At 45.6% G+C, this 25,712-nt stretch carries 27 protein-coding genes; 14 read left to right on the forward strand and 13 right to left on the reverse strand.

From position 1 onward, the window contains the following. The first annotated feature begins 21 nt into the window (after positions 1–21). Complete coding sequence (locus AZI87_RS11145) at positions 22–771, forward strand: hypothetical protein (protein ID WP_063206852.1); 750 nt, start codon at positions 22–24, stop codon at positions 769–771. Here AZI87_RS11145 and AZI87_RS11150 read toward each other — a convergent pair. Next, positions 768–1,484 carry a VC0807 family protein gene (locus AZI87_RS11150; protein WP_063206855.1) on the reverse strand — a complete coding sequence of 239 codons (717 nt, stop codon included), beginning with the start codon at positions 1,482–1,484 and terminating at the stop codon, positions 768–770. The two genes, AZI87_RS11145 and AZI87_RS11150, sit on opposite strands and share 4 nt — an antisense overlap. 106 nt (positions 1,485–1,590) lie before the next feature. On the opposite strand from AZI87_RS11150, the gene AZI87_RS11155 reads away from it, so the two are divergent. From AZI87_RS11155 to AZI87_RS11170, 4 genes are all read left to right on the forward strand, one after another. Next, positions 1,591–2,457, forward strand: a complete 867-nt coding sequence (locus tag AZI87_RS11155; RefSeq protein ID WP_063206858.1) for an Fpg/Nei family DNA glycosylase — start codon at positions 1,591–1,593, stop codon at positions 2,455–2,457. A 148-nt stretch (positions 2,458–2,605) separates the two neighbouring features. Next, the gene (mutM, locus tag AZI87_RS11160; protein ID WP_063206861.1) at positions 2,606–3,418 is read left to right on the forward strand and encodes a bifunctional DNA-formamidopyrimidine glycosylase/DNA-(apurinic or apyrimidinic site) lyase; all 813 of its coding nucleotides are present in this window, start codon (positions 2,606–2,608) and stop codon (positions 3,416–3,418) included. Positions 3,419–3,564: 146 nt separating this feature from the next. After that, the gene (locus AZI87_RS11165) at positions 3,565–3,780 is read left to right on the forward strand and encodes a hypothetical protein (RefSeq protein WP_063206864.1); all 216 of its coding nucleotides are present in this window, start codon (positions 3,565–3,567) and stop codon (positions 3,778–3,780) included. Between the two features lie 195 nt (positions 3,781–3,975). Then, positions 3,976–6,429 carry an acyl-CoA dehydrogenase gene (locus AZI87_RS11170; protein ID WP_063206867.1) on the forward strand — a complete coding sequence of 818 codons (2,454 nt, stop codon included), beginning with the start codon at positions 3,976–3,978 and terminating at the stop codon, positions 6,427–6,429. Positions 6,430–6,484: 55 nt separating this feature from the next. Here AZI87_RS11170 and AZI87_RS11175 read toward each other — a convergent pair whose 3' ends face one another. Further along, positions 6,485–7,546, reverse strand: a complete 1,062-nt coding sequence (locus AZI87_RS11175; protein WP_063206870.1) for a hemolysin family protein — start codon at positions 7,544–7,546, stop codon at positions 6,485–6,487. 220 nt (positions 7,547–7,766) lie between these two features. Here AZI87_RS11175 and AZI87_RS11180 point away from each other — a divergent pair, with 220 nt between their 5' ends. Further along, positions 7,767–8,339 (forward strand): hypothetical protein, encoded by a 573-nt coding sequence (locus AZI87_RS11180; RefSeq protein ID WP_063206873.1) that lies wholly within the window; start codon positions 7,767–7,769, stop codon positions 8,337–8,339. Between the two features lie 87 nt (positions 8,340–8,426). Here the strand turns inward: AZI87_RS11180 and AZI87_RS11185 are convergent, their stop codons facing one another. Together AZI87_RS11185 and AZI87_RS11190 are read right to left on the reverse strand one after the other, a co-directional pair. After that, positions 8,427–8,852: a response regulator gene (locus tag AZI87_RS11185; RefSeq protein WP_041870079.1), complete on the reverse strand. Its 426-nt coding sequence runs from the start codon at positions 8,850–8,852 to the stop codon at positions 8,427–8,429. A 118-nt stretch (positions 8,853–8,970) separates the two neighbouring features. Further along, positions 8,971–10,554, reverse strand: a complete 1,584-nt coding sequence (locus AZI87_RS11190; protein ID WP_063206876.1) for an Rnase Y domain-containing protein — start codon at positions 10,552–10,554, stop codon at positions 8,971–8,973. Positions 10,555–10,692: 138 nt separating this feature from the next. On the opposite strand from AZI87_RS11190, the gene AZI87_RS11195 reads away from it, so the two are divergent. Both AZI87_RS11195 and arfB read left to right on the forward strand, forming a co-directional pair. Beyond that, positions 10,693–11,154 (forward strand): OsmC family protein, encoded by a 462-nt coding sequence (locus AZI87_RS11195; protein WP_253696731.1) that lies wholly within the window; start codon positions 10,693–10,695, stop codon positions 11,152–11,154. Next, entirely contained in the window at positions 11,151–11,555 is a 405-nt protein-coding gene (gene arfB, locus AZI87_RS11200) for an alternative ribosome rescue aminoacyl-tRNA hydrolase ArfB (RefSeq protein WP_063206879.1), read from the forward strand. The genes AZI87_RS11195 and arfB overlap by 4 nt, the downstream gene beginning before the upstream one ends. A 1-nt stretch (position 11,556) precedes the next feature. On the opposite strand, the gene AZI87_RS11205 is transcribed toward arfB, so the two are convergent. Beyond that, complete coding sequence (locus tag AZI87_RS11205) at positions 11,557–12,798, reverse strand: MFS transporter (protein ID WP_063206882.1); 1,242 nt, start codon at positions 12,796–12,798, stop codon at positions 11,557–11,559. 52 nt (positions 12,799–12,850) lie between these two features. Here AZI87_RS11205 and AZI87_RS11210 point away from each other — a divergent pair, with 52 nt between their 5' ends. The 3 genes from AZI87_RS11210 to AZI87_RS11220 are packed head-to-tail and all read left to right on the forward strand — an operon-like array spanning position 12,851 to position 14,455. After that, entirely contained in the window at positions 12,851–13,240 is a 390-nt protein-coding gene (locus tag AZI87_RS11210) for a hypothetical protein (RefSeq protein WP_253696733.1), read from the forward strand. A gap of 10 nt (positions 13,241–13,250) precedes the next feature. Continuing rightward, complete coding sequence (locus tag AZI87_RS11215) at positions 13,251–14,066, forward strand: sulfite exporter TauE/SafE family protein (RefSeq protein ID WP_063206887.1); 816 nt, start codon at positions 13,251–13,253, stop codon at positions 14,064–14,066. Continuing rightward, positions 14,063–14,455 carry a DUF1634 domain-containing protein gene (locus AZI87_RS11220; protein WP_063206890.1) on the forward strand — a complete coding sequence of 131 codons (393 nt, stop codon included), beginning with the start codon at positions 14,063–14,065 and terminating at the stop codon, positions 14,453–14,455. The genes AZI87_RS11215 and AZI87_RS11220 overlap by 4 nt, the downstream gene beginning before the upstream one ends. Here the strand turns inward: AZI87_RS11220 and AZI87_RS11225 are convergent. After that, a complete protein-coding gene (locus AZI87_RS11225; protein WP_367613507.1) occupies positions 14,452–15,183 on the reverse strand; it encodes a transposase in 732 nt (243 codons plus the stop codon). The genes AZI87_RS11220 and AZI87_RS11225 overlap by 4 nt on opposite strands. A gap of 242 nt (positions 15,184–15,425) precedes the next feature. Further along, a complete protein-coding gene (locus AZI87_RS11230) occupies positions 15,426–15,635 on the reverse strand; it encodes a hypothetical protein (RefSeq protein WP_063206895.1) in 210 nt (69 codons plus the stop codon). A 184-nt stretch (positions 15,636–15,819) separates the two neighbouring features. On the opposite strand from AZI87_RS11230, the gene AZI87_RS11235 reads away from it, so the two are divergent. Then, positions 15,820–16,305, forward strand: coding sequence for a DUF4442 domain-containing protein (locus tag AZI87_RS11235; RefSeq protein WP_063206898.1), 486 nt, complete (start codon positions 15,820–15,822; stop codon positions 16,303–16,305). Here AZI87_RS11235 and AZI87_RS11240 read toward each other — a convergent pair. From AZI87_RS11240 to AZI87_RS18135, 3 genes are all read right to left on the reverse strand, one after another. Further along, entirely contained in the window at positions 16,291–17,289 is a 999-nt protein-coding gene (locus AZI87_RS11240) for an NAD(P)H-dependent flavin oxidoreductase (protein WP_063206901.1), read from the reverse strand. The two genes, AZI87_RS11235 and AZI87_RS11240, sit on opposite strands and share 15 nt — an antisense overlap. A gap of 75 nt (positions 17,290–17,364) precedes the next feature. Continuing rightward, complete coding sequence (locus AZI87_RS11245; protein WP_063206904.1) at positions 17,365–17,991, reverse strand: TetR/AcrR family transcriptional regulator; 627 nt, start codon at positions 17,989–17,991, stop codon at positions 17,365–17,367. A 250-nt stretch (positions 17,992–18,241) separates the two neighbouring features. Next, entirely contained in the window at positions 18,242–18,472 is a 231-nt protein-coding gene (locus tag AZI87_RS18135; RefSeq protein ID WP_155722557.1) for a hypothetical protein, read from the reverse strand. Here AZI87_RS18135 and AZI87_RS11250 point away from each other — a divergent pair. Next, complete coding sequence (locus tag AZI87_RS11250) at positions 18,471–19,049, forward strand: helix-turn-helix domain-containing protein (RefSeq protein WP_253696736.1); 579 nt, start codon at positions 18,471–18,473, stop codon at positions 19,047–19,049. The genes AZI87_RS18135 and AZI87_RS11250 overlap by 2 nt on opposite strands. Here the strand turns inward: AZI87_RS11250 and AZI87_RS11255 are convergent. The 3 genes from AZI87_RS11255 to AZI87_RS11265 form a co-directional block, all read right to left on the reverse strand. After that, positions 19,046–20,020, reverse strand: a complete 975-nt coding sequence (locus AZI87_RS11255) for a universal stress protein (RefSeq protein WP_063206907.1) — start codon at positions 20,018–20,020, stop codon at positions 19,046–19,048. The two genes, AZI87_RS11250 and AZI87_RS11255, sit on opposite strands and share 4 nt — an antisense overlap. Before the next feature lie 97 nt (positions 20,021–20,117). Next, positions 20,118–21,971 carry an LTA synthase family protein gene (locus tag AZI87_RS11260; protein WP_063206909.1) on the reverse strand — a complete coding sequence of 618 codons (1,854 nt, stop codon included), beginning with the start codon at positions 21,969–21,971 and terminating at the stop codon, positions 20,118–20,120. Positions 21,972–22,049: 78 nt separating this feature from the next. Further along, positions 22,050–23,594 carry an MFS transporter gene (locus tag AZI87_RS11265; RefSeq protein WP_063206912.1) on the reverse strand — a complete coding sequence of 515 codons (1,545 nt, stop codon included), beginning with the start codon at positions 23,592–23,594 and terminating at the stop codon, positions 22,050–22,052. Positions 23,595–24,069: 475 nt separating this feature from the next. Between AZI87_RS11265 and AZI87_RS11270 the strand changes: the two genes are divergently transcribed. Further along, positions 24,070–25,686 (forward strand): fumarate hydratase, encoded by a 1,617-nt coding sequence (locus AZI87_RS11270; protein WP_063206915.1) that lies wholly within the window; start codon positions 24,070–24,072, stop codon positions 25,684–25,686. The last annotated feature ends 26 nt before the right edge of the window (positions 25,687–25,712 follow it).

Genomic DNA, 25,712 nt, shown 5'->3' on the forward strand with positions numbered 1-25,712 from the left:
GCCTGATAAGCTGGTGCCAAGATGATCCATTCACGCGCGTTTTTCATCAGCATTGTTGTAGCTCTTTTTTGTGCCAATTCGTGGGCGCAAAATGCTGAAATCCAACGCCTTTCCGGTTTTGCTCAGCATCAAAAAAATCTCGATCAATTCGACGTTGCTCGCAGCAAAGGGGAACGGGCGCATCTCGAAGAAGAAGAGCAGTGGGAAAATCAAAAATTGCGCGCTCTTGAAGATTACAAATCTCGAAAAAGTTCAGTGCGTATGAGCGAGGACGGCCCTGAGGCTCAAGCTGATGCGGCTGCTAAGAGAAAAGTTGCCCAAGAATACGAAGAGTCTCGCGAAAAGTATGCCGCTCAAAAATCAAAACTGACGGCTATTGATCGTCAAGCACTGCATTTGCCCACAGAAGCGACTGAATTAGGCTTAGATGAATTGCGTCCGCGCTATGACTATCGCAAGCGTGCGATGTTTGGGGCTCAATCGAAATTTGGTCGTCCTGGCTCTTCTTCAAGCTCTGGGGGAAGTAGTGGATTTGGTGGGGGAGGCGGCTCTTCGTTCCCACCACCGCCCACATTTGATGATTTTGGTGGAGGAGACGGAGGTTACGTTCCGGCTCCAAATATGTCGGATGATTTCGGAGATGTTCCACCGCCACCACCACCACCACCTCCAGGATTTGGAGATGATTTTGGTGGTTTCCAGGGGGGGGCTGACTTCCCACCACCACCTCCGCCGCCGCCACCGTTCGGTGATGAGGGTGGGGAATTTTAATTTTCTTTTATGAGCTCTTCGGTAGAAAGACCGGAGTACTCTTTGATGCCTCGCATGAGATACCAGAAGATTCCCAAGAGAAAAATAATAGAAGGCACCATGATGATGGCCATCGACCACGTCGTCATTTGTGCGATCTGATCATTTAAAACCAGAGATTGCGCTTCTGACGATAAGTTCGAATCGATGTTGATAAAAATACGTCTTGCTAGCACGAAGTTGCAAATCGCACTGAAGGCAAAGGACAACGAAAGCCAGATAGTGGCCTTCCTCATGTGATCATGAAACTCGACTTGTTTTCCGTGTTCTTTCAAGCGGTTTTCTAACAAATCCACTTTCATGATCGAGGGGTTTAAGAAGAGTGTTTCAATAAAAGGACGCTTTGTAAAAGCAGATCCCAGAACAAAGAGCCCTACGAGTGCCGGGAAGGCCGCTTCTTTCACCGCGAACCAAAAACCATGCAAACCCATCAATGCCAGGCCGCCTGTTAAAAGGACATTCAGAAGGCCCAACGCTGAAAATGCATTGGCTTTTTTGCGCTTGATCAAATCATAAGCGCCGTACCCCAAGGGAAATGCCAGAGCTAAGATCAGCGCCCAAAAAGGGCCGATGAATTTGCTTAATTTATTTAAAATTAAAACGGGAAGTACGATGTTGAAAACGAGATTCAAAAGCCCGTTTTCCTTTGGCGGATTTTCTTGGACAGATTGCATCCCAGCATAGTTGTCGGCTTATGCTAAAAAGGCAAGCTGCGCTGTGCGTAGAAATGCAAATTAGCACACGGACTACTTATCCATTAGAAATGGACTAACATGGGCTATGCCTGAATTAGCCGAAGTCGAAACAGTCCGTCGCCGTATCGAAGAGCAGCTGAAGAAAAAGAAAATCAAAGAAATCACTTTGGATAAAAGTGACCGGCACTTTTTCGCTTTTGCTCCTGTCAAAGAAGTCGAAAAAGCTTTGGTCGGTGCGCGCATAACTGGGGCTGGTCGTAAGGGAAAGTATTTTTGGATCGAGTTGGATCGCAAACCCTGGCCGCTGATTCATTTGGGAATGAGTGGCAACACGACATTTTTAAATCCCAAAATGAAAGGATCTTCCCACGAACACACGTGGGGAGGAGCGCAGCTTTGGAAAGAGCGCGATAAAAAACTTATTGAAAAACTTTGGTTCAGTCGTCTGCTTTTACATCTAGAAGGTGGAGTTGAAATGTCCATCGTCGATCCACGTCGCTTCGGTCGTATGTGGTTGACGGATGATCCGTGGACTCATCCACGCATTAAAAAGTTAGGCTATGATCCGCTTTTAGATTTTCCCTCGGTGAAAGTCCTTTCGGAAAAATTAAAGAAGAGAAAAAAGGCCATCAAAGCGGTTCTTTTAGATCAGGCTCTCTTCGCTGGAATTGGAAATTGGCTGGCCGATGAGATTTTATATCAATCTAGAATTTCGCCACATCACTTGGCTTCGCAATTAACGCCTGCTCAAATGAAAAAGCTGCACCAACAAACTCTCGCGGTCGTCAAAAAAGCCGTTGCGGCGGACGCAGACTACGAGAGATATCCTAAAACCTGGCTCTTCCACGAACGCTGGGGAAAATCCAAAAACGCCAAAACTTCCAAAGGAAAAATTGTGCACGAAGAAGTCGGCGGCCGCACCACAGCCTGGGTCCCGGGTTGGCAGAAATAACCAAAAGCTACCAGGGGACTTTGAGATTCGAGTCCGGCTTGTTAAAGGCTGATCAAAGTCTAAGACTGGAATCTGTTTTGCGCTGCGACTGGTCAAAATTCTAAAATGCACTAATATAAAGAGCATTGCCACAAAGGTGGGTGCTCAAATGCCTGAACTTCCAGAGGTCGAAGTCGTTCGCCGCGGATTAGAAAAAATCCTTAAAGATGAACCCGTTTTAGAAAAGATCGAGTTGAAAAGACCCGATTTGCGAGAGCCTATTCCTGCTAAAAAACTAAGCACATTGGTGGGTGAAAAGCTTTTGTCCGTAGAAAGAAGAGCGAAGTATCTTCTGCTTTGGACGAAAAAAGGCGCGATGCTTTCACATTTGGGAATGACGGGGACTTGGAGGGTGGCTCCTCCGGGCGATGAGCGGTTGCATGATCATATCTATCTTCATTTTTCCGGAAATCTACGTTTGGCGTACCGGGACCCGCGCCGTTTTGGCTATTTTGATTTCGTGCAAAATCCCTTAGAACACCCGAAACTAAAGGGTTTGGGGCCAGAGCCTTTAACTAAAAACTTTAGCGGTAAAGAACTGTGGGAAAGCCTGCGCGGGAAAGACGTCGCCATTAAAGTCGCGATCATGGATCAAAAGATCGTGGTGGGGGTGGGGAACATCTATGCCAGTGAAGCCTTGTTTGCAGCGGGGATCAAGCCCACTTTGTCGGCACAAAAGCTGTCCCGGGAGCGCGCGGACGTGCTGGCAAAAGAGATTAAAAAAATTTTATCTCGGTCCATCGAACTCGGTGGATCCTCGATCAGTGACTTTGCCCAAGCCAGTGGAGAAAGCGGTTACTTTCAATCCACTTTCAGAGTGTACGATCGCGCGAAACAGCCGTGTGTGACTTGCGGGCAACAGGTGAAATCCAAAGTTTTGGGCGGAAGAAATACGTTCTGGTGCTCAACTTGCCAAAAATAATTTTAAAAATTCGTTTGCTATCCGGCGGCACTTTTGTGTAATTTGGTCCTTAGTCGAGTTTTAAAACAAAAATGCGGACCGTCTCGAAACGTTAAAGAACGTGGCTGAGTGGAATGCACAAATTAATAAACGAAGGGACAACAACAATGAAAGCAATCGTTATCGCTGCTTTGCTAGCACTTTCTTTCACAACTGGTTTCACTTGCTCTAAAAACCAACCTGCTGAGCAAGCACCTGCAACTACTGAAACAGCTCCTGCTACTGAAGCAGCTCCAGCTGAAGGTACTCCTGCAGCTACTACTGAAGCAGCTCCTGCTACTACAGAGACTGCTCCTGCAGCTCCTGCTGGCGAAACTAAGTAATTTTAGCCTTCGGGCGAAAATAGCTTAAAGCTACAAACGAAGCCCTCGAAAGAGGGCTTTTGTTTTTTCTCAGACTCTTCCTCATATTTTTTCCATCTCGGGCATATATAGACGAGCGTCCGAAGCGCTTGCACATCCTCACATTCCAGAGTCTAATTACTGTGTATCAATTTAAAGGATTAAAGGAGATACATCGTGGATTCTATCAACTCTCTTTATGGGTTTTTCTTAGAGAGCTGCACATGGGCCTGGGTTTTAGGCTCCGTCGCTCTTCTGTTATTTGTCGGGTTCTTTGGCAGCCCGCTCATCGTGTGGACGATCGCACTCGCAGCGATTCTGTTCGGTTTCGGTGCTCCAACATGGTTGTGGATTGTGTTCGCTGTTTTGGCAGTGATCTTCAATATTCCACCAATTCGCGCGGCCCTTGTAACATCGGGTGTGTTTGGCATTTTCAAGAAGTTTGAATTCTTGCCAAAAATCTCTGACACAGAAAAAGCGGCATTGGATGCCGGTGTTGTGTGGGTAGAGAAAGACCTTTTCTCTGGTAAACCAAATTTCACAAACTTGATGAATGAGCCGTATCCAAGTTTGACGGCTGAAGAAAAAGCCTTCATGGATGGCCCGGTGAACACGCTTTGTGCGATGATCGATCACTGGCAAATCTATAAGACAAAAGAAATTCCACAAGATATCTGGGATTACATCCGTAAAGAAAAATTCTTGGGCATGATCGTTCCGAAAGAATACGGCGGTTTGGGCTTCTCGGCTCTTTGCCACTCTGAAGTGATCATGAAACTTTCTTCGCGCTCAATTTCTGTCGCGATCCAAGTGATGGTTCCAAACTCTTTGGGCCCTGCAGAGCTTCTTGCTCACTACGGGACTGACAAACAAAAAGACTACTGGTTGCCTCGTTTGGCGGACGGCCGCGAGATTCCTTGCTTCGGTTTGACAGAGCCTACAGCGGGTTCGGATGCCGGTGCGATCACATCAACAGGTATTTTATTTAAAGACACTGATGGTAAAATTAAAATCAAATTGAACTGGAATAAACGTTGGATCACTCTAGCGGCGATTTCTTCAGTAATTGGTTTGGCATTCCGTCTTCGTGACCCTGAAAATCTTTTGGGCAAAGGTGAAGACGTAGGTATCACTTGTGCTTTGATTCCTTCTAAAACTCCAGGTGTCGTTCTGGGCCGTCGTCACGATCCATTAAACACTCCGTTCTACAACTGTCCAACACAAGGTAAAGATGTTGTCGTCGACGCTGAAGAAGCTATCGTCGGCGGTATCGGTGGAGCAGGTCGTGGTTGGATGATGTTGATGGAATGTTTGGCTGCAGGTCGCGGTATCTCATTGCCAGCTCAAGCAACAGGCGGCGCAAAACTTGCGACTCGCGTGACGTCAGCTCACTCTGTGGTTCGTCGTCAATTCGGTGTTTCTATCGGTAAGTTCGAAGGTGTTGAAGAACCTTTGGCTCGTATCGGTGCTTCTACATACGCGCTAGAAGCCATGAGAATCTACACTCTGGGTGCTCTTGATAAAGGTATCAAGCCTGGTGTGATCACGGCGATGCAGAAATACTATTCTACTGAGATGGGCCGCAAGTCGATCAACGACGCGATGGACATCATGGGTGGTGCGGGTATCTCTATGGGACCTCGCAACGTTTTGGCTGAAATCTACATCGCGACTCCAATCGGTATCACGGTTGAAGGTGCGAACATCATGACTCGTACTTTGATCATCTTCGGTCAAGGGGCTCTTCGTGCGCATCCATTTGCTTACGCGGAAGTGAAAGCTTACGAGGCGAATGACTTGAAAGCGTTTGATAAAGCATTCTTCGGTCACATTGGTCACATTGTGCGTAATACATGCCGTGCGATCCTTCTGTCATTGTCTCGTGGTTACTTGGCAGCGACTCCAGACTGTCATCCACAGATGAAAATCTACTTCCGTCGTCTTTCTTGGACTTCAGCAACATACGCTTTGCTTGCTGACGTAGCGATGGGCGTTTTGGGTGGATCTTTGAAAATGAGAGAGAAAATCACAGGTCGTTTTGCTGACATCTTGGCGAATATGTATATCGCGACTTCGATCCTTCGTCGTTTCGAAGCAGAGGGTCGTCGCGAAGAAGACTTGGCTTTTGTTCACTACAACTTGAAATACAACATGGCTGAAATCCAAAAAGGTTTCGATGGTATCTTTGACAATTTGAAGATCCCAGGTCTTCGTTGGTTCTTCAAAGGTTGGATTGGTGCTTGGTCTCGTATCAACTCTATCGGTTCACAAGCTTCTGATGGTTGGTCACATGCCATTGCTTCAGCAATGATGAAAGAAGGCGGTATTCGCGATCGTTTGACAGCGGGTATCTACATGCCAACAAATCGCAATGATCAATTGGGTCGCCTTGAATATGCAATGTCAGTGACTTTGCAAGCCGAAGCGGCAGAAAAGAAAATCAAGAAAGCGATTCGTGATGGCGCTCTTCCTAAGAAGAAAGCGCATCTATTGTTGGACGAGGCTAAAGGTAAGAATATTATTACTGAAGCTGAGTATAAACTTATGCAAGAAGCCGAACCAGTTCGTTATGACGCTATCTTGGTGGATGACTTCTCTGAAGAGCAGTACCACGCAAATAAAGTTCTTTAATTTTGAACTTTGAATTGTGAGTGAAGCCCCGGCCCATTGGTTCGGGGCTTTTTTTTTAGCGGCGGCCAAAAGGGCGGCGGGATTTTGTTGTTAGCAGGCGCTTTATTAGGCCATCGTCATCTTCGTCGGCGATCTCGCCTATGATTTCTTCGAGGATGTCTTCCATGGTGATGATGCCTACTACGGTGTCTTTATCGTAGACGAGTGCCATGTGGCTTTTCTTTTCTTGCATCAGCTTCAGGGCTTTAAGGGCGTCATCGCCTTCGGCTACTTTCAAGATCGGTCTTACTATGGATGGCCAGTTGGTGTCGCCGCTGCCTATGTAGGTGATAAATTCTTTGGTGTGCAGCAATCCCAACGGAATGCCGGCTTCGTTAACGACGGGCAGTCGGGTGTGTCCTGAGCCAACAGCTAAAGTAAGAACTTCAGAAACAGGCAGGTCCACAGAGACTTTCACCGTGTTTTCCCAATCCACCATCATGTCTTCAGCTTGTTTAGCTTCGATGTTCACCAGATTAAGGACGAATTGTCTGTGCGTTTTCGACAAGGAATCAATACTGATCGACGTCTCTTCGGAGGCTGCGGATTCTTGCAAAGCACCGCGAGCGGCTTTTCTTTGGAAGACTCTGACGATGGCGTGGGTCATGTTTTCTAAAAGGTTCACCACCGGGGAAAGAACTTTATCGAAAGTGAAAAGACCTTTGGCGGAAATCAACGCGATTTTTTTCGAGTTTTTTAAAGCCAAGCTTTTCGGAACCAGTTCACCGATCACGACACTCGCTACGGTGATAGGAATAACGACGACCAAGATCGAAAGTGCTTCGGCAAAGTCTTCACTGATTCCGAAGCGCTGTTCGAAAATCGGTGACAGGGATTCTTCAGCACCGGCACCACCTACAGCGGCGGAAATCGCGCCGACAAGTGTGATCCCGATTTGCAGAACCGAAAGAGTTCTTTCAGGGGTCAACCGCAGGCGTAAAAGCAAGCTGGCGTTAGAGTCGCCTTTATCGGCAAGCTTTCTTAATTCAACGCGGTTGACGCTGACGAAAGCCATCTCCACCGCAGAAAATACAGCATTCAGCGCTAGGCAAACTAGCACCACTATAAATTCGATCATGGGGAGATCTCCGGTTTTAATAGAGATAGAAATACTTGAGAGGTCGGGTAAGGGTCAGGATCCATAGATTGGGAACAACGATATCAAATAGAGGAGGATTCTTCCTAAGATATTTGCGCCGCGTTATTGGAATGTGGACATTCTATTTGCCTTTTATGTCGCTCCTAGGCAAAAGAAGCGGCACAGCAACCACACATTCCTAATGACTCAAGGGGGTTCCATGAAAATGGTGGCGATTGTTTTTTCACTTCTTCTTTCTTCTCCTGCTTTTGCAACTTGGGCGGAAGACTTTGAACTTCTTAAGGATGTGCCTCGCAGTTACGAAGATTCCGGCGCAATCTGTGAAGAAGTGGCTCGGATCGAGGTCGAACGCGAATATCAAAAGCCTCAGTACGAAGTCATCGTTGGGATTGCTTACGGAAATGAAGCACGTGTGATCGGTGAGCTCGACATCGTCATCTTTGATAATAACCTGAATAAGGTTATTAAAATCGGTGAAGTGAAATGCTGGAAGGATATGCGTGGCGGCTTAGAAAAAGCCAAAGAGCAACGTGCTCGTTTCTTGAAAACAGTTCGTTCGACGGCGAACAATCTCAGATTCTTTTCGACGTCCTCAAAATTAGTTTACTCTGCAGAGCAGTTTAAATTCGTAAATGAATTTTTCTCTATGGGACAAAAGGGCACAGTGAGTGTGGGTTATGACAAAGAACTCGAGTACACTTTGAAAGAGATGCATAACTACCGTTACGAAATGATTCGTTGTCAAAATCGCAAAGAATGCGCTCGTCCTTAATCTGTTTCTGAGATGCAGGGCTTTTGGATGTGGGGGCCCTTTGCAGTCCCTGCGAAAAGGGCCCCTCTCGTCGTTCAATAGGTTTCCCTAAACCGAACGCAAAATAAAATTAAATGAACGCATCATTGAGCTGAACGCCTGACGCTTATTAATGAAGCCCATGTACGTAAAGTTACGTACCAAGGGAAGTTCCAGTTCCTCTTCACTATGGCCCGTATAGATGACGACAGGGATGGGTTTGCGCAGCTTGTGAACCTTTCTTTCTGTTAAAAGACGGTCCATCAAAAGAAGCGTGTCACGCCCACCCATTTGTGGCATTTGCCAGTCTAAAACAACCAAATCAAAATGTCGGTTTACAAGAAGAGGGATAGCATCTTGTCCATCGAAAGCCATCGTCACGTCGCATTTGTAGTGATCTAGGATGTGTGACATGAGCTTTACAGAATCCAAGCTATCATCAATGACCAACACGCGTTGTGCGTGCTGCTTTTCTAAAGATGTCTCGATCACCATGAGTTCTCCTTCGTTACCACCTTATTTGAACCTAAAGTGGGTCGGAGAATCTTCTAAAAGAGCAAAGATGATGGGGTTTTAATAAAAGGTCTGTTTTTATACAGAAAGAACTCGCATTTTAAGCGAGCTCTTTCCTAGTTTGTTCTGTGACAACGGTTTCACGCACAACCACCACCTTGATTTGGCCCGGGTAGTTGCATTCCTCTTCGATGCGCGCCGCTATTTTCTTTGAAAGATCTAATGCTTGAGAGTCGTCGACTTTTTTACCATTGACGAGGACACGACACTCGCGTCCACCGCTAAGAACGAAGCAGTCCGTGACACCGGGGAAAGAACGCGCGATGTCTTGAAGCTCAGAAACCTTCTGGTTGTAGGACTCAATCGTTGAACGACGTGCGCCAGGACGAGCTCCAGAAACAGCATCCGCCGCAATTACTAAAAACGCGTGATCTGTCGAAGGCTGTTCGTCAAAGTGATGGGCTTTAACCGCATGAACGACATCGGGAGCTTCTCCGCGAGCCGCGATAAAGTCAGCACCAATCACGGCATGTCCACCTTCCATCACGTGATCCATGGATTTGCCGATATCGTGAAGCATGCCCACACGGCGCGCTTTTTTGATGTCGAGACCTAATTCCGCCGCCATCAAGCCGGCAAGCCATCCGACTTCACCGCAGTGGAAGTATTGATTTTGAGTGAAAGAATAACGATAGCGCAATGAGCCCATCATCTGGCGAACTTCGACGTTCAAGCCTTCCAATTTCAATTCTTTCGCTAAAGCATCGCCATCGTGTTTGATATTTTTGAAAAGTTCTTTCTTCTGATTTTCCGCAATCTTTTTGATGAAATCAGGATTGATGTTTTTCTTTTCTTTAAAAATGCGCTCTAAAGTTCGGCGAGTGAGTTCGCGGCGAACAGGGTCAAAGCCTGCAACGCCTACCATGTCCATGCCTTCTTCTACGATAATATCGCAACCGCAAGCATCTTGAACGGCTTTGATGTTGTTTCCGTTAGGGTCGCAGAAAAGTTTGCGGATATGGTTGTCGGGGAAGTTCACAGCACCAATACCACGCTCGGCGCAGTAAGGACGAGCAAAGCGGTCGATCACAAGACTTAAGATCTTTTTCGCACGTTGCTCCGCATGTTCTTTCAAGTCCTCTTCAGATTCCTGGATAAAGCGAGCTGCGCGACGACGAGACTCTTCTTCCATCTGGGCTTTCAACTGATTTTTGAATTCTTCGGCAGAGGTTCCCAGTCTTTCCGTCAATTTTAGAACCAAATCTTTGTTCAGATTTTTTTGAACGTCTTTGAGCTTATTCAGTTCAGACTCTTGACCACGCAAGGCTTGTTCCTGAGTTTTTACCTCGGCTTCACGCTCTTGCAGTTTCTTTTTTTCTTCTTGTACTATCGAATCAGCTTTCGCTTTCTTTTCGTTAGCAAGCTCTTGCAGTTCTTCAATGCGACCTTCCACCTTCAACATATCAGGTTCCACTTTGGTCCACATTTCCATTTCAATTTCTTGAACGCGTTCTTTTTCTTCCAATGCTTTCAATTCAGCGACTTCTTTGGCTTCACCGACGATATCAGAGGCTTCTTCACGAGCATGACGCAAAGTGCGCGCGTTTAAGATTTTGTGCAAGGCCCAGCCTGCGCCCCCACCGGCGATCAGAGCAAATAGAGCTGTAGCAATCATTGCAATCATAAGGGTACTCCTAATCCTCTTAGGATAGCCTCCCTTGTGTTCCAACGCAAATGATCCGGCCATAGGGGCAGCGCTTTACTTCTGGCGTTATGAATTGTAGCCTTCTTAAAAACGTCCTCGGAGGAAATGATGGGTCATATGGAGTGTCAAACTAAATGGGTGGGTAAATTGGGCTTTGAGGCTCATGTTCGTCATCACAAATTTCTTATCGACGGAAAACCCGAAGACGGAGGTTTGGATCAGGCGGCGACACCGAAGGAAATCATGCTGACGGCCATTTGCACGTGTTCAGGTATGGATGTGGTTTCGATCCTGCAAAAAATGCGACTGAATCTTCAGTCTTGTGATGTGTTGGCTCAGACCGATACGACGGACACTCATCCTAAAATTTTTAAAGAAGTGAAACTGCAGTACAAAATTGTGGGCCCGGATATCAAGCCTGAGCAAGCTTTAAAGGCGGTTCGTTTGTCTATGACAAAGTATTGTGGTGTCAGCGCCATGGTTGTGAAGGCGTCTCCGATTCACTATGAGGTTTATGTCAACGAAGCGAAGGTCGGGGAGGCTTACGCGGATTTCAATCAGGAACCTGTCACGACATGATTTCTATTCAGATTCCTTTTCACGAAATGGACTTCACATACGCGCGGTCACGGGGGCCAGGTGGGCAGAACGTGAATCGCACGAATTCAGCAGCCATTTTACGATGGAATCTATGGGCCTCAACGTCTTTGACAGATGAATTGAAAGAGCGTTTAGGTCAAAAACTGAAAGGCAAACTGACAGAAGAGGGAGATCTTATCGTGCGCAGTGATGTTCACCGCGATCAGGATCAAAATCGATCTGAATGTATTCGTCGTCTACATGAAACTTTGAAGAAAGCGCTCTTCGTTCCGAAAAAGCGCATCGCTACAAAGCCTACTAAAAGTTCTCAACGCAAAAGACTTGAAAGCAAAAAACAGCACTCCGAGGTCAAGTCTTTACGTCAGAAAGTTAAAATTTAATCTAAACAACAGGCTCTGCAAGATGAGCGTCGGCGGATTTTGTTGGCGATGTTTCAACCGCTTGAATCTTTTTTGAAAGATAAATCGCCACAAATGTGAAAGCCACGGCGACGTAACCGACTATGTTATAGTTTTCGAGTTGTCCCGTCACATTGGTCGTTACGATCCAGCCTGCGATATAACTAGAAACCGCAGACGAAAGCTGCTGCACACAGCTGACGATACTCATAAAGCTTCCACGAGTTTGTGGCAGGGCCGTTCCAGACACCAATGCAGTGGCCGGAATCATGCGCCCTCCCGACGAAACAAAGAAGAAGGCGCAAATAGCTAGAATAATCCAAAGAGGTGTCGGGCCTAAATGCGTGATCACCCAGTAAGGAAGCAAAGTGATTAAGGCGCCCCATAAAAACACTTTGTGCTTACCATAACGATCTGCCAAGCGACCGATCCAAGGGGACGTGAAGATCGTAAAGATCCCGCCAGTCATGTACATAAACGGAAGTTGTGCCTCGGTCATTCCGGCATTGGCCACCAATGAAGGTGAAAGAAAAGGGATGATCGCAAAGTGACCAAACATCACCGAGGACATGAACAATAAAGCGCGACGCTGATTCTTGTTGTGAAGAATGCGAGTCAGAACCCGATGAGGTGGCTCCTTGGCGCGGGCTTCCATCAAATGCAAACGCATCGGAGGCACATGGAACCAAATGACTAAGCAGAGCGCTAAAGAGATCACGCCCAAAAACACAAAAGGAGCATGCCAAGAATACTGATTTGCCAAGAACAAACTGAACGGCACGCCTAATACAGATGCCATTGAAAAGGATGTCATGATCACACCCATGGCGCTTCCACGGCGTTCGTAAGAAATCGCATCACTGACGATAGAAAGAACAAGGGAACTTAAAACACCACCAAAGATTCCGGTCAATCCGCGAGCCAAAAGCAAGGTTTCGTAAGAGGGAGAAACCCCGCACGCCACTGTGCCCAAAGAGAAACCAATAAAGAAAAATAAAAGACTCAGTTTGCGATCAAACTTATCCATAAAGAACGAAGCCATGAATCCGCTAATGCCGGCACAGAATGTATACGATGACACAAGGAGTCCGAACTGATGAGGATTGATTGCAAACATGCGCATCAATTGCGGCCCCAACGGCATCATGATCATGAAGTCGACGATAGAGCTGAATTGAATTGCTGCGAGAATGCCTAAGAGAATCTTTTCTTGCTTTGAAAACACGGCGGGGGTCCTTTTTGTTGACGCCACTTAAAGTAACCGATAATTCATTTCTATGGCAACAATTTGGAAGTTTACAAAATTCGTATTGGGACTTGTTCTCGTCATCGCGCTTGTGTGGGTTGTTATGGCGAATTACAGTGTTATTTTTTCTAAAACCATTATCGGAGAAATCACCGCTGTTGAGCGCGTAGAGCTGCCAGTTGCTTTGGTAACCAGAGCAGAAGGTGATATTACCTCGAAAGTCTTTTCATTTGCGATCGGTATCAAAGATAGTAAGACCGGCGAAATCTACACCGCCTCTTCAGAAGATCGTCAATGGGCGGTGGCGCAAAAGGGACAATGTGCGGAAGCGGTGTTCCTGCCATACCCACCTTGGCAGTTTACAAAAAAAGATACTTTCTTCGGAGCTCGTTTAGTTCGTCTTTACGAATGCGCGAAGTAGGCCTTAGAAAATGTTAGAGCTCTTGCTGTTCGCCACGGCTATCGGTGCTGGATTTTTAGGAGCCCTTTTGGGGCTCGGCGGTGGTTTGATTATCGTTCCTGTTTTGACTCTCGTGTATCACGTCAATATTCGATATGCGATTGCAGCAAGTTTGATCTCGATTGTGGCGACAAGTTCCGGTGCGGCGGCCAGTTACCTGAAAGACTCCCTGACTAATTTACGACTTGCGGTGTTTCTTGAAATCGGCACCGTGACGGGCGCCATTGTCGGATTTTTTATTGCTTCTTATATTCAGGCTCAGTTTCTATTTCTGCTTTTCGGACTCCTTTTATTATTTTCCGCTTTGATGATGTTTAGAAAAAGATCCGAACATCTCACAGCAGAAAACCACCCGTGGGCGCAATCTTTGAAGCTTGATGGCTCCTATCCAGAAGCTGATGGCAAATGGATGTCTTACAAAGTTCAGAACGTTCCTTTCGGTCTTTTTGCCATGTTTGGTGCGGGGATTCTTTCGGCCCTGTTGGGTATTGGCAGCGGCATCTTTAAAGTTCTGGCGATGGACGGCGCGATGAAGCTGCCGATTAAAGTCTCTTCAGCGACGTCAAATTTCATGATCGGGGTCACAGCTTCAGCAAGCGCGGGGGCTTATCTTTTACGTGGAGATATTCATCCGCAGATCGCAGCTCCGGTTGCTGTGGGGATTATTGTCGGCTCATTTGTTGGAGCAAAGGCCATGACGAAAATGCCTGCCAAAAGAATTCGACAGATCTTTGTGGTCGTTCTTGTAGTTGTTTCTGTGCAAATGATTATTAAGGGGCTTTCATGACGGTGCAATCTGTGAACTCGGAAGAGAAAACATTGAACCGCTTGGAATATCGTATCAGCCAGCTTTTGCGTAGTGGTGTCTTGTTTGCGGGAATCTTTCTTTTGGTAGGTTGGTTGTGGATGTGGTGGAAAGGGGAGCAAAGTCTTTCCTCTTTCACTGAGTATCAACCGACATCCTTGTTTGAGAATCTGCAATGGGCTTTGCTTATGCAAGATCGCGCGATGCTTATTTCCTATGCGGGATTGATTGTTTTGGTATCGCTACCTGTTCTGCGTGTGTTCCTGACGGGAATTCTTTTTATTAAGCAAAAAGAAAACAAGCTTGCGCTGATGGCGTTCACGGTCTTTATCATTTTAATTGGCAGCTTCTTTTTAGGAATTGATCTTTAAGAACTGCCCCCTTTGCCTGTGGCAAGGCGGCGATTATGAAGCAGAGCATAGAGAGCAATGTGTCCCGCTAATTGATCGGCTCTCTTAGTCGTACACCAGGTTTTTCTAAAGAGCCTATTTATATGGGCTCTAAACATCGCACAAGTGTGATTCAAACTAAAAATCGGATCCCACTTGAGCTTCTTTAATTCCCCCTGGCCAACGATAGCTCCTCTTCCGCCTAAGATAGTTTCGTGTCGGGCTTTCGGGAAATACCTTTTTACATCTTTTGGGTAATAAGGATTTGAATCTGATCGTATAAGCGCTGTTGGTGAAACAAAGGATCTCATCTCTGAAAATAACTTTTTACGAGCCTGGGATCGGTGATCTGCCCGAGGTCCGTACTTCTTCCTCGCAAAAGCAGCTATTCTTCCTTTGGCTGGCATTTGCGCAACTTCAAACCCTAAGATTCTCCTTGTTCGATATTCAACCATCAAAGTTACTGAAAGCGGCTTGCACTTTGTATGTTCAAAAGTTTCCAAGTCATCGAATTCAACTTCAGTACAGGGCTGAAACTTTTGATTCCATCCTTTGAGTTCTTCTTTTGCTGTAGTTATGGCGAATCGAAACTTTCGAACCACCGTTTTTGGATTGATCTTTAGTATCCGTGCGGCTTCTCGTTGACTCACTCCTCCAGTTAATAGGTCACAGATAGCTTTGTTAAGGTGTCTTTTCTTCTGGCTTTTCAAGGGACTTGTGGTCGCTGCAGAAAAGCTTTTTTTGCATGGAAAACACCAGAATCTAGTCAGATGCTGACCATCCGACTTGCGATAGTATGAACCAAGCTTACGAATCGTCCGAGAGGCAGATCGTTTGTTTCTTTGGGTGTGGCAATATGGGCATTTGAACTTCATGGTTATCAACAATGGCAAGTACAGAGCCAGGAAGTTCAAATTTCGTTTACACAGAATAAGGGTGCAGTTTTTGATCTTTAAAAAAGCTTATTCGCTAAATACAGCGGCAACAGAATATATAAAGTCACATCACGAATCAGGTAATAGGCAAAGAAGACGGCAAAAAACTTCCACCCATAGCGTTTAATCACGCCTTTAAGGCCGCTTTCGCGAAAGACCTTCTTGGCTTCGCGGACGACTTTGGGAGTCATGCGGTCAAGCAATGGAGGTTTTGAGGAATTTGCCATAAAAAAGGCCCCTTAACTGAAGTCTTCTCTCCTTTATAAGAGCTTAGTTTAAGGGGTCAAGTAAAAGGGCAGGACCGCAAAGAGGGGTTTTCGCGGGAGCCTGCTTCTATATCCTTATTTCATTCTTGATGGTGCGTTTTGTCAATGCTGGTAGGTCCTCGGGCGTGGGCCTAGAATTTCAAATATGAACATGAAAAATTTCAAACTGACAGCATTTGTGAATCTTTACGGTCTTTTAAAAATTCCGTTGGTTTTATTCGTCAATCCACGCGTGATTGAGTCGACAGCGCAACGTTTCGTTTTAAAAATTCCTTTAAACTATAGGACTAAGAATCATCTTAATTCCATGTACTTTGGAGCTTTAGGAATAGGTGCTGAACTTTCAATTGCCGCAGCCGCCGTGGTGGCGATTTCTGAAAGTAAGCAGAAAATTGATTTTATTTTTAAAGATTTCTCAGGTCAGTACATCAAACGTGCCGACGGTGATGTGCATTTTATTTGTGATGAAATCGAAGCGGTTCGCAGTTTGATTGAAGAATCAAAAACCAACCCGGCTCGTCTTGAAAGAAAGATGAAAGGGTACGCCGTTGTGCCGAAATCCAATCCGACCGAGCCCGTAATGACTTACGAGCTCACTCTGTCGGTGCGTAACAGATCAATCAAGTCCTAGGCTTGAAAGATTTTTTACGCTTTCATCATATTCGGTGATGAGTTTTTCATAAATCTCTTTCACGCTCAGAATTTCCTCCACCAGACCCACGGATTGGCCGGCTGTCCAAACAGTTTTCCAAGTGGGTTTGCTGGCGGCTTCTTCTAAAGACTTCATTCCCATAAGATGAATCAGCGGCACCATGTATTTCTTTGTCATCTTATGGTCTTTTAGAACTTTCATCGCCCAAGGTAAATCCGTCCCGATTTTTTGCACATAAGGAGTGTTGATGACGGCCGCGGGAGTCCCAGACACTCTTGTCGTCATAACAATATCCTCAGGAGTGGATTTGATAATGGCTTCTTTGTAGGCTTCATCCACTTGTGCTTCATAGCTGGCAATGAATCTCGTTCCTACGCTCACGCCGGAGGCTCCTAAAGCTAAAACAGCAGACATCATCGAGCCGTGTGAAATTCCACCGGCAGCCACAATAGGAATTTGCAAACGAGTTTTGAGCCAAGGAATTAATACCAAAGGAGAAATAGGCCCAGCATGTCCGCCAGCGCCACTGGATACCGCAATCACACCATCAGCGCCCATGTCTTGTACTTTCAAAGCGTGCTCTAAGTTTGTAACGTCACAAAGAACTTTCGCTCCGTTTTTATGTGCTTCTTTAATCACCTCTTTGGGGCTTCCTAAGGAGGTAATAAAAAGTTCCACTCCATTGTCTAAGGCGTGTTTGAGGTCCTCGTTTTGGCGTGCATTGCTTTTATTAACGATGATGTTAACGCCGATAGGTTTTTTCGTGCGACTTTTGATTTCTTTCAAAGCTTCGACGTATTTTTCAATCGGACGATAATTCAAGGCGGGGAAGGTTCCGATGCCACCGCTTTCACTGGCCTGAACGACGATGTCGGCGTTGCTCACTAGAAACATCGGTGCCGCGATGATGGGGTAATCGATCTTCATCATCTCCGTGAATGGCGTCTTGATTTTCTTTAACATAAAAAAACCCTCCTGAAGTCCTTTTTAAGGATACGAGGAGGGTTTGAAGAGGCAAGGGAATTCTTAGTTTTAATCCTAAGGATTCAAGTAACGACGGATCAATAAGAACACTTCTTTTTTGATCGCATCTTCACGCTCTTGCGATTGCGGGCCTAATAAAGCCAGATGCAAAATATTATTAAAGCAGCTGACGATGAAAAGAGCCATCATGTCACGATCGCGACCAGGAATTGGTGGCATGTGAGCTAATACCGCTTTTTGATAATGTTCAAAGAACACACGGCGGGTATCCCAGTAGTCCAGCATCCCTTGTACGCCTTGCAATGCCGTTCTTAGGGGGCGGTTGTCGTGGAAACGTGTGAACCCGATGTCAATAAATGCATGAACTTTGGAATCCAAGTCTGTGGCTTGAAGCTTTGCTAAGTTTTCCTCGATATAAGCGAGGTCTTTTTGCAAAAGGTCATCAATAACCGCAGCAACAATGGCTTCTTTGTTTGCGAAGAATTGATAAAGAGAACCGATACTCACTCCGGCCATTTCTGCGATTTTATCTGTCGTAATCGCATGATACGGCTCTTGAACGAGAAGTCGGGCACAAGATTCCACAATGCTCGCAACGGTCTCTTTGGAACGTTTTTGAACCGGAATTTTGAGCATATATTTCTTTTCAGGACTTGTGTGGCTGATAGGAGCAGCACCCATAACTTCCTCCTTTCGAGGCTTATAAACTTTGCTCGTGTTCATATTCGGTCTTTAAGGGTTAATATTCAATACTAGTAACCAAAGTATCGATTAGCAGTACCACGGTGCCGACAGGGAGTACGTCTTTACTGAATTTTAACATAAATCACGAACGTTAGTCTCATTTTAGTCCAGAGACCTTTAAGTCCAGCAATATTACTAGACCGCAATCAAAAATCGAATGAAATACGAAATTTATAATATCTTCTGCCTAATAAATCACAAAAATCATCTCTGAAATTTCAGTTTCATAATGTAGATCCGTGGATCCTTCATCATTTTTTTGCCAACGATCGACATCAAAATACCCAAAAATGGGCTGTTTTAGCTTCTTTCGTAGTATGAATGAAGCGTCTTCTGGCGCGCTGCGCATGTTGTATTTTCCGCGGCTCCTCACATTTTCGCTTCTAACAATTGTGAGGCGAAAATAAATTTGAATCATGATCTGCATCATCGACATGCGAGGCCGTATTCACGAAACTGACTGTAGGAGGCTTCGCGTGAATCTGAATGAAATGCTCAATGCTGAAACAAGTATGGGTAAAAAACTGGGTGTCTGTGTAAAGGATTTAGAACAACGGGTTCTCTTTCAGAACGACAACTCCATTAAGACCTGCGGCCCTATGGCCGGACAAATCTGCAATAAGACCTGCAATGCCCTCTGCAAGAAAATCGATGAATGTGCGGCGGTTTCTCCCGGTATGCATCTTTTCAAAGATCATGAGATCGATGGTCAAAAAGTCGATATCACAATCGTGAATGATGGCGAGCGTATCATGACATTCATGTACCTTCTTGAAAACCAGCAAGAATCTAAACTGAAGCAAGAAGCCTTCTTCCGAGAAAAAGGTTTAACGAAGAGCGAGCTGCGAATTATGAGCATGGTGTTAGACGGGCACACGAATGCGGCGATTGCCGAGAAGCTTTTCATTTCTAAGGCGACGCTAAAAACGCATTTAAATAATATTTATAAAAAACTTCCAGACTCGATGCGCCCGTCACAGGGACGCGGTGCCTAAGGTGCAGGTGTATCGATAAAGCGATCCTCTTGCTTGTCATAGAAGTGACGAGTCAGAACATACACGGGGCAGGTCGCTTTACGAACCACATTGCGCGTGTAACTTCCTAAAAGAGCGGCACTCATGGGGCCGCTTTGAGCCTCCATCACAATCAAATCTGACTGATGGGTTTCTATGGCATCAAGAATCAATTCATCAATAGGCTTAAAGGTGTTGTCGATATGAAAATGTGCGATGACGCCTTCCTTTGCCGCCCAATCCACCCATTGCTGAGCCCGATGGGATTGAGCTTCAATCTGACTTTCTACGATTTGTTCTAACGTCATCATTTTTCCATCATAGTTGTACACGCGAGGACGCGTATCCAGATCAAAAAGGCTTTCAATAGGGCGCGCGATGGCGTGCAACAGCAACACTTCAGCATTGAATTTACGAGCCAGATCCAAGACGTGGCGGAAGTTATCCTTAGAGTGTTCACCAAACTCCGTTGGGAATAAGATGCTGCGGCTAGAGCGGGTTTTTAAAGCGTGACTGCCCACCACACAGACGGGCACCTCGGATTGCAGGAGGAGGCTTTCGGCGAAGCTTCCTAAGATAAATCTTTGAAAGCCTTGTCGTCCATGGCTGCCAACGATGATCAAGTCAGCGTGACTTTTTAAAGCATAGTTTGAAAGTGTTTCTGCAGCCCCCGCGTGGGATTGCGAAGCGTGTGGAATAACTTTAGGCTCTTTTAAAAAGGGAAGATTGTAGTCCGAGAGCACTTCGCGAAATAAAGACTCAGCGGTTTTAGAGTGGTCTGTCACCCAAGCTGGCACTTCATACGTGGGAAGAACGATTTCATTTTCCCTGAGCAGATAAAGAGGTTCAATCTCTGCCTGCGTGGTTTCGTGAAGATGGGTGATGTAGTCCGCCATCTTCTGGTTTAGCTCTTTGTTATCCTCAAACGCGTCAATAGCCCAGATGATTCTCATAGAACCTCCCACACATCCATTTTGCGCTGAAGGTTCGATGTTATAAAAGAACGGTGAGGCTCGTCTGTCAGGAATCAAGAATCCCGACAGAGCCTTGTTATTTGAAAAGCAGTTCTTGAGATTCTTTAAGGTAGCTGAGGCCTCTTAAGTACATTTGTTCGCCATCGGTCGGGCACGGAAGAGGGTAGTGAAAAAGCATGTCGTTCTGCCAGTGATAACACTTGTAGTTCCCGTAATCGCGAATATTAAAAACAACGGCCCATTCTCCCTCAAACCAAACAGAGGTTCCTAAATGGAAAAGGTTGGCGCCTGTTGAAAACTCCTGGGGGCGCAGCAAAGATCTTCCCAAAAACTCCGGTGCTGCGTTTCCAGTAAGGTCCGCTATCGTTGCACCGACATCATTTTGTGAAAACGCTCCATGAATCAATTTGTGTTCAAAGGGAGGTTTTCTATTTCCACCCACGGAATGATATTTCATTAAAAATGGAATCGAGTAGTGTTCAAAAATTCCATTTGCAGCAAAGCTGGTGTGATCCGATACAAGAACAAAGAGCCAGTCTTTTTTCCAAGATCTTTTCTTTAAAGTCTCATAAAAACCCCTCAGCTCTTTGTCCGCGTGGTGGGTGACGCTGAGATGCATGGATTGATTGTTCTCTTCACCAAAGGCAGGACGAACACCTTTCGGTAACGCCAGATCATGGGTTGTATTGGTGTTAATGCCAATCAACATGGGTTCTGTCATCGTGTCCATCTTTTGGGTCGCAAATTTATAAAGATCCTGATCGAACACGCCCCAAGCGTTTTGTTCAATCATCGTCCAATCCGGAATTTCACGTTTGCCGTAAGAATTCTGAAAGCCTGTTTTTAAAACTAAAAGACCCACGCCGCTGGTGTATTGATCAGATCCTTGAAAGAAAGCAGAGCTGTAGCCTTTTCTCTCTAAGAACTGCGGAAAGCACTTAAAATCTTTGTTTTCGATTTCAGTGAACATGATGCTTTTTCCGGGAGGATTGGGCAGACTGCAAAGAGTGGCAAAAAGTCCTTCCGTTGTACGGTGCCCTCCCGCGAGCATCAAGTCCACCCGCAGGGATTCTGCACGAAGAGAGTTAAAGAAAGGAAGAACTTCTTCTTCGCCGACTTTTTTATCGACGTACACGCCAGGCCAGCCTTCCATGAAAACAATCACGATGTTGCCATCGAAATTGCCAACGGCTTTTTCTATACCACGACGAACGCGCCATTCATTGAAGATATCAAGACTCTTCACGTGCAGAGGAACTTCGATATTTTCCTTACTCGATTTTTTTCCGGCAAAGGCCGCCCACACAATACCGTAAGCTCCATTTAATGCCAGTGTCGCACCCTTACTGCCGCCCCCGGCGCGATATGCCCAAGAGGGATCCTGGGGAATGCCTTCAAAGCCACGCGCAAAGACTAAGCTGATGACTAATACAAAAAGCAAAGCCAAAGTGCGCTTCACAATTCCTTGAACCGGCTTATAACGTGGAGTGAAAAAGCGACCGACGAAAGATGCGCCCAAGAAGGCGAAGAGCAGTTGTAACCAGTAAAGTTTTAAAAGATTTCCTAAAGAGCCTTGAATTGTAAAGAGGTTGTAGACCTCATAAGAAATGTGACGGCCGGACTCTTTAGCGTAAATCGCGTCTGTAGTAATCAAAATCGTGTAACAAAATAACAAAAGACTGTTGAGTCGCGAAAATGTTTTTTCGGAAAACGAAAAAAGCAACGAGCTTCCGTAAAGCAAAAGATAAAGAAAAGCAGTAATCGCGAGATCGAAATGCCATCCATAAAGAAAGGGACCTAAAGTGTTATCAAAGCTTGCAGGGACAGAAAAGTCCCAAAGATTTAGGTAAAGGGCTACGACAGCACGTAGAACCATTCCGAAAATTACAAGACGAAGAATGTAGCGGCCAGAAGAAATTAAAAACGACATGAGCCCACATTAATCGAGAAAAATAAAAAAGCCCACTTGGAAGTGGGCTTTTTTTAAGATTTCGTCAAGGTGCAAAGACTAGTTTGGAACACCCGCTGGATCTGTGGAGGCACGCGCTTGCTGTTGTTGCAGCTTTTCTTCTTTTTTCTCTACTTCCAAGATGTACTTTTTAGTAGCTGCTGGAAGTTCATTCCACATTCTAAGAGCTAAGAAAAGACCCATCACTGCAAACGGGATCAAGAATAGCGGCCAGTAGATCCAGTTCTTGTGTGAAAGATAACCAATCGCCAAAGATTGGATACCACTTCCTAAGTAAACGCAGCCGTCGACGATGCCAGAGGCAGTTGCCGTCATTTTTTTACCACCGAAGTCCGCCGCTGCTGTACCCGACATCAACGAGTGAACGCCGATAACGGTCAATGTGATCATAACCGCTGCAAGACCCAGCATTGTTGGATGATTCATCAAAGAGAACACCATGATGATCAAAAGAATAATCATGATACCGTTGTTGATCGCGGCTGGAGGGCCACGACGCGACTGGAATAAACGGTCTGAAACGATACCTGCTGCGAATCCGCCGAAGATACCTGTTAAGCAAAGAAGCAGACCCCAGTTTTTAATGAAGAATTGGGAACCTTCAAAGAAGACCGGATTTGTCTCTTTTGTTTCGTGGGCATAAACCAAGTACCACTGCATGATACCGTTACGAAGAACACCGGAAGTGAAGTCTACTAAAGCGATTGTGATCATCACTGGATTAGTGAAGATCTTTTTAAGCATGAAGCCGATTGAGATTTTCAAGTTAGAGTCATCTTCACCTGGAGATGAAGAAGCATCTGCCGTATCAAAGTCATCAAAGTTGGCTTCTTTAGGAGAGTCTTTAAGAAGAACGAAGTCGATCAATGCCCAAACAATCAAAAGGAATGCCGGGATTGTGAACACCAACCAAGTTGCATTTGTCGTTCCTGTGTCGATAGCGAAGATGTGTTGGATAAAACCTTGGAACGCCGTTTTTTGACCTTCAATATGAAGCTTAGAAGCTTCAACGATTGCTTGTCCCCAGTCGAAGGCAAAATAAACACCGAAAGAAATCAAAGTCCCGAAGATCGCGCCGAAGACACCGCGTTCACGTACGTGGAACCAATAAGCTTTTACTTTGATAATCGAAACCGCGCCGTAAGATTGGAAGAACATATTCAATGCGAACAAGACGGAGAACGCAAGGACCATGTTGGTTTTTAAACGACCCATCAAATAAAGATAAGTCACGCCACCCATAAGGATGTTCATCAATGCAGAACCTAAAGCGGCAATGATGATTCCTTTTTTACCACCGATTTTATCGACAATGGGACCATTCAGGAGGAAAGAAAGACCGTAAGTGATTGTACCGGCCGCGAAGATCAGACCAAACTGCTCTTTCGTCATCATATCGCCCAAAGCGTTCTTAGAAACGTTCAGGTTGTAACGACCCATATATAGGAAGGCGTAAGTCATGCCTAGAGGAAACCAGTTAACAAAGCGTCGGATCATGAATTTGCGCGAGTGTCCCAACGGATTGTTCTTAAAGTAGAGCGTGATCACCGCTGCAAGACATAAGCTTACGAGCAAAAGAGCCATGGTTCCTCCAGTAAAAATTTCCGAGAAGCTAATAGATAAATGATCAATTGGCAATCTAAAGAGCCTCTAAATCCTCCTCGTAAATTTTAGGATTTTGTTAAGATGGCGCAGAGCCGCGCTCAGAGTGAATTTCCCTCTGAAAAATCCGCTGATACGATGCAAAAACTTCATTGATTGGCGCCCAAAACGTGTTTATTCGGCGCCTTCATTTGCCATAAGCAAAACTTATGGAAAGTCTAAAAATTATGAGTTTGTGCTTATAGGTCTAGGGCGATAAGTTTGTTTCAGAAGGAGACATAAGAAATCTTCTTCGACCCTCGGTAAGGTCCTTGACCACCTCTCACATACGCAAAGAGAGGACCCGGTCCCCCAAATTTTGCCGTACTCACGGCTCCTTAAATCCCACCATCAAAGCCCACCTAAAAGCCGCACCGAGGCTTGCGCGCGCTTAAGACGCAATGCTACATTCAATTGCATGTCATTTAAATATTTCCCTCTCTACGAAAAACAAAAAGATACTACTCAATATAAAAAAATCTCTTCAGACCATGTCCGCGTCGAAAAACTAGGAGACAAAGAAGTCTTAGTCGTAGCACCCGAGGCATTAGAGCTTATTGCTCAAGAAGCCCTCAGCGATGTGTCGCATCTTCTGCGCGCGAGTCACTTGGAAAAATTAGAAAGAATTTTACAAGATCCCGAAGCCTCTCCGAACGACCGCTTCGTTGCTGTGGATCTTTTGAAAAACGCGATCATCGCGGCACAAATGGAGTTTCCTTCCTGTCAGGATACCGGGACGGCCATTGTTGTCGGAAAAAAAGGAGAACGTGTTTTTACGGGTACAGACGACAAAGAACATCTTTCTAAAGGCATTTTTAATACTTATCAAAAAAGAAACCTGCGCTTTTCGCAAATGGCTCCAATTTCTTTCTTTGAAGAAAAAAACACGGGCTCTAATCTTCCAGCGCAAATTGATATCTATTCAGAACAAGGGGATGAATATCATTTCTTGTTCATGGCTAAAGGTGGCGGCAGTGCCAATAAGTCTTATCTTTATCAAAAAACCAAAGCGGTTTTAAATCCCGAGGGCTTTGAAAAGTTTGTACGCGAGACTTTGAACTCACTGGGGACGGCGGCTTGTCCTCCGTATCACTTGGCATTCTGTGTAGGTGGTACCTCAGCAGAAGAAACTTTAAAAATCGTGAAGTATGCTTCTGCAGGTTATTTGGATGGACTTCCTACTTCAGGTAGTGAGGGTGGTAGAGCTTATCGTGATCTGGAAATGGAAAAGCAAGTTGAAAAGTGGGCCCGGGACACAGGAATCGGTGCGCAGTTTGGTGGAAAGTATTTCGTGCACGATGTGCGCGTGATTCGTTTGCCTCGCCATGGTGCAAGTTGCCCGATCGGAGTCGGCGTGAGCTGCTCTGCTGACCGCAATATCAAGGGCAAGATCACCCGCGACGGTATTTTCTTAGAGCAGCTAGAGCTTCACCCTGAACAGTATCTTCCGAATCATCTTAAAGATACAAGTGCAGAGGCTATTCAGATTGATTTGAATAAGCCGATTCAGGAAACTCTTAAAATTTTATCGGAACAAAAAGTGGCCACGCGAGTGATGCTCAATGGTCCGATGATCGTGGCCCGTGATATCGCACATGCGAAACTCAAAGAAAAAGTGGATCGCGGTGAAGGTGTTCCAGAGTATTTCAAAAACTATGCGGTTTATTATGCGGGCCCTGCAAAAACTCCGAAGGGTTATGCTTCGGGTTCTTTTGGTCCTACAACGAGCGAACGTATGGATCCTTATGTGGGTGCCTTCCAAAGCTTGGGTGGTTCTATGATCATGTTGGGTAAAGGGAATCGCAGCCCGCAGGTCACTGAAGCCTGTAAGACCTACGGAGGATTTTATTTGGGATCTATCGGTGGACCTGCAGCTCGTTTAGGAAAGGAATGTATCACGAAAGTGGAAGTTCTGGATTTCCCTGAGTTGGGTATGGAATCAGTGTGGAAAATCGAAGTGAAAGACTTCCCAGCCTTTATCATCGTGGATGACAAAGGAAATGATTTCTTCAAGTCCGTGATTCGCAAGTTGTAATCGGTACAGGTATAGCTAGAAATAAA

The sequence above is a fragment of the Bdellovibrio bacteriovorus genome (assembly GCF_001592745.1).
In the GTDB taxonomy this organism is placed as follows: domain Bacteria; phylum Bdellovibrionota; class Bdellovibrionia; order Bdellovibrionales; family Bdellovibrionaceae; genus Bdellovibrio; species Bdellovibrio bacteriovorus_B.

What these genes read in the sequence shown, in the direction of transcription:
- arfB (WP_063206879.1), top strand. Translation starts at nt 11,151, where the DNA reads ATGATTTCTATTCAGATTCCTTTTCACGAAATGGACTTCACATACGCG.
- AZI87_RS11165 (WP_063206864.1), top strand. Translation starts at nt 3,565, where the DNA reads ATGAAAGCAATCGTTATCGCTGCTTTGCTAGCACTTTCTTTCACAACT.
- AZI87_RS11245 (WP_063206904.1), bottom strand. Translation starts at nt 17,991, where the DNA reads ATGGGTGCTGCTCCTATCAGCCACACAAGTCCTGAAAAGAAATATATG.
- AZI87_RS18135 (WP_155722557.1), bottom strand. Translation starts at nt 18,472, where the DNA reads ATGATTCAAATTTATTTTCGCCTCACAATTGTTAGAAGCGAAAATGTG.
- AZI87_RS11235 (WP_063206898.1), top strand. Translation starts at nt 15,820, where the DNA reads ATGAACATGAAAAATTTCAAACTGACAGCATTTGTGAATCTTTACGGT.
- AZI87_RS11150 (WP_063206855.1), bottom strand. Translation starts at nt 1,484, where the DNA reads ATGCAATCTGTCCAAGAAAATCCGCCAAAGGAAAACGGGCTTTTGAAT.
- AZI87_RS11260 (WP_063206909.1), bottom strand. Translation starts at nt 21,971, where the DNA reads ATGTCGTTTTTAATTTCTTCTGGCCGCTACATTCTTCGTCTTGTAATT.
- AZI87_RS11265 (WP_063206912.1), bottom strand. Translation starts at nt 23,594, where the DNA reads ATGGCTCTTTTGCTCGTAAGCTTATGTCTTGCAGCGGTGATCACGCTC.
- AZI87_RS11270 (WP_063206915.1), top strand. Translation starts at nt 24,070, where the DNA reads ATGTCATTTAAATATTTCCCTCTCTACGAAAAACAAAAAGATACTACT.
- AZI87_RS11210 (WP_253696733.1), top strand. Translation starts at nt 12,851, where the DNA reads ATGGCAACAATTTGGAAGTTTACAAAATTCGTATTGGGACTTGTTCTC.
- AZI87_RS11220 (WP_063206890.1), top strand. Translation starts at nt 14,063, where the DNA reads ATGACGGTGCAATCTGTGAACTCGGAAGAGAAAACATTGAACCGCTTG.
- AZI87_RS11185 (WP_041870079.1), bottom strand. Translation starts at nt 8,852, where the DNA reads ATGGTGATCGAGACATCTTTAGAAAAGCAGCACGCACAACGCGTGTTG.
- AZI87_RS11215 (WP_063206887.1), top strand. Translation starts at nt 13,251, where the DNA reads ATGTTAGAGCTCTTGCTGTTCGCCACGGCTATCGGTGCTGGATTTTTA.
- mutM (WP_063206861.1), top strand. Translation starts at nt 2,606, where the DNA reads ATGCCTGAACTTCCAGAGGTCGAAGTCGTTCGCCGCGGATTAGAAAAA.
- AZI87_RS11195 (WP_253696731.1), top strand. Translation starts at nt 10,693, where the DNA reads ATGGAGTGTCAAACTAAATGGGTGGGTAAATTGGGCTTTGAGGCTCAT.
- AZI87_RS11190 (WP_063206876.1), bottom strand. Translation starts at nt 10,554, where the DNA reads ATGATTGCAATGATTGCTACAGCTCTATTTGCTCTGATCGCCGGTGGG.
- AZI87_RS11230 (WP_063206895.1), bottom strand. Translation starts at nt 15,635, where the DNA reads ATGGCAAATTCCTCAAAACCTCCATTGCTTGACCGCATGACTCCCAAA.
- AZI87_RS11240 (WP_063206901.1), bottom strand. Translation starts at nt 17,289, where the DNA reads ATGTTAAAGAAAATCAAGACGCCATTCACGGAGATGATGAAGATCGAT.
- AZI87_RS11175 (WP_063206870.1), bottom strand. Translation starts at nt 7,546, where the DNA reads ATGATCGAATTTATAGTGGTGCTAGTTTGCCTAGCGCTGAATGCTGTA.
- AZI87_RS11155 (WP_063206858.1), top strand. Translation starts at nt 1,591, where the DNA reads ATGCCTGAATTAGCCGAAGTCGAAACAGTCCGTCGCCGTATCGAAGAG.
- AZI87_RS11180 (WP_063206873.1), top strand. Translation starts at nt 7,767, where the DNA reads ATGAAAATGGTGGCGATTGTTTTTTCACTTCTTCTTTCTTCTCCTGCT.
- AZI87_RS11255 (WP_063206907.1), bottom strand. Translation starts at nt 20,020, where the DNA reads ATGAGAATCATCTGGGCTATTGACGCGTTTGAGGATAACAAAGAGCTA.
- AZI87_RS11250 (WP_253696736.1), top strand. Translation starts at nt 18,471, where the DNA reads ATGATCTGCATCATCGACATGCGAGGCCGTATTCACGAAACTGACTGT.
- AZI87_RS11145 (WP_063206852.1), top strand. Translation starts at nt 22, where the DNA reads ATGATCCATTCACGCGCGTTTTTCATCAGCATTGTTGTAGCTCTTTTT.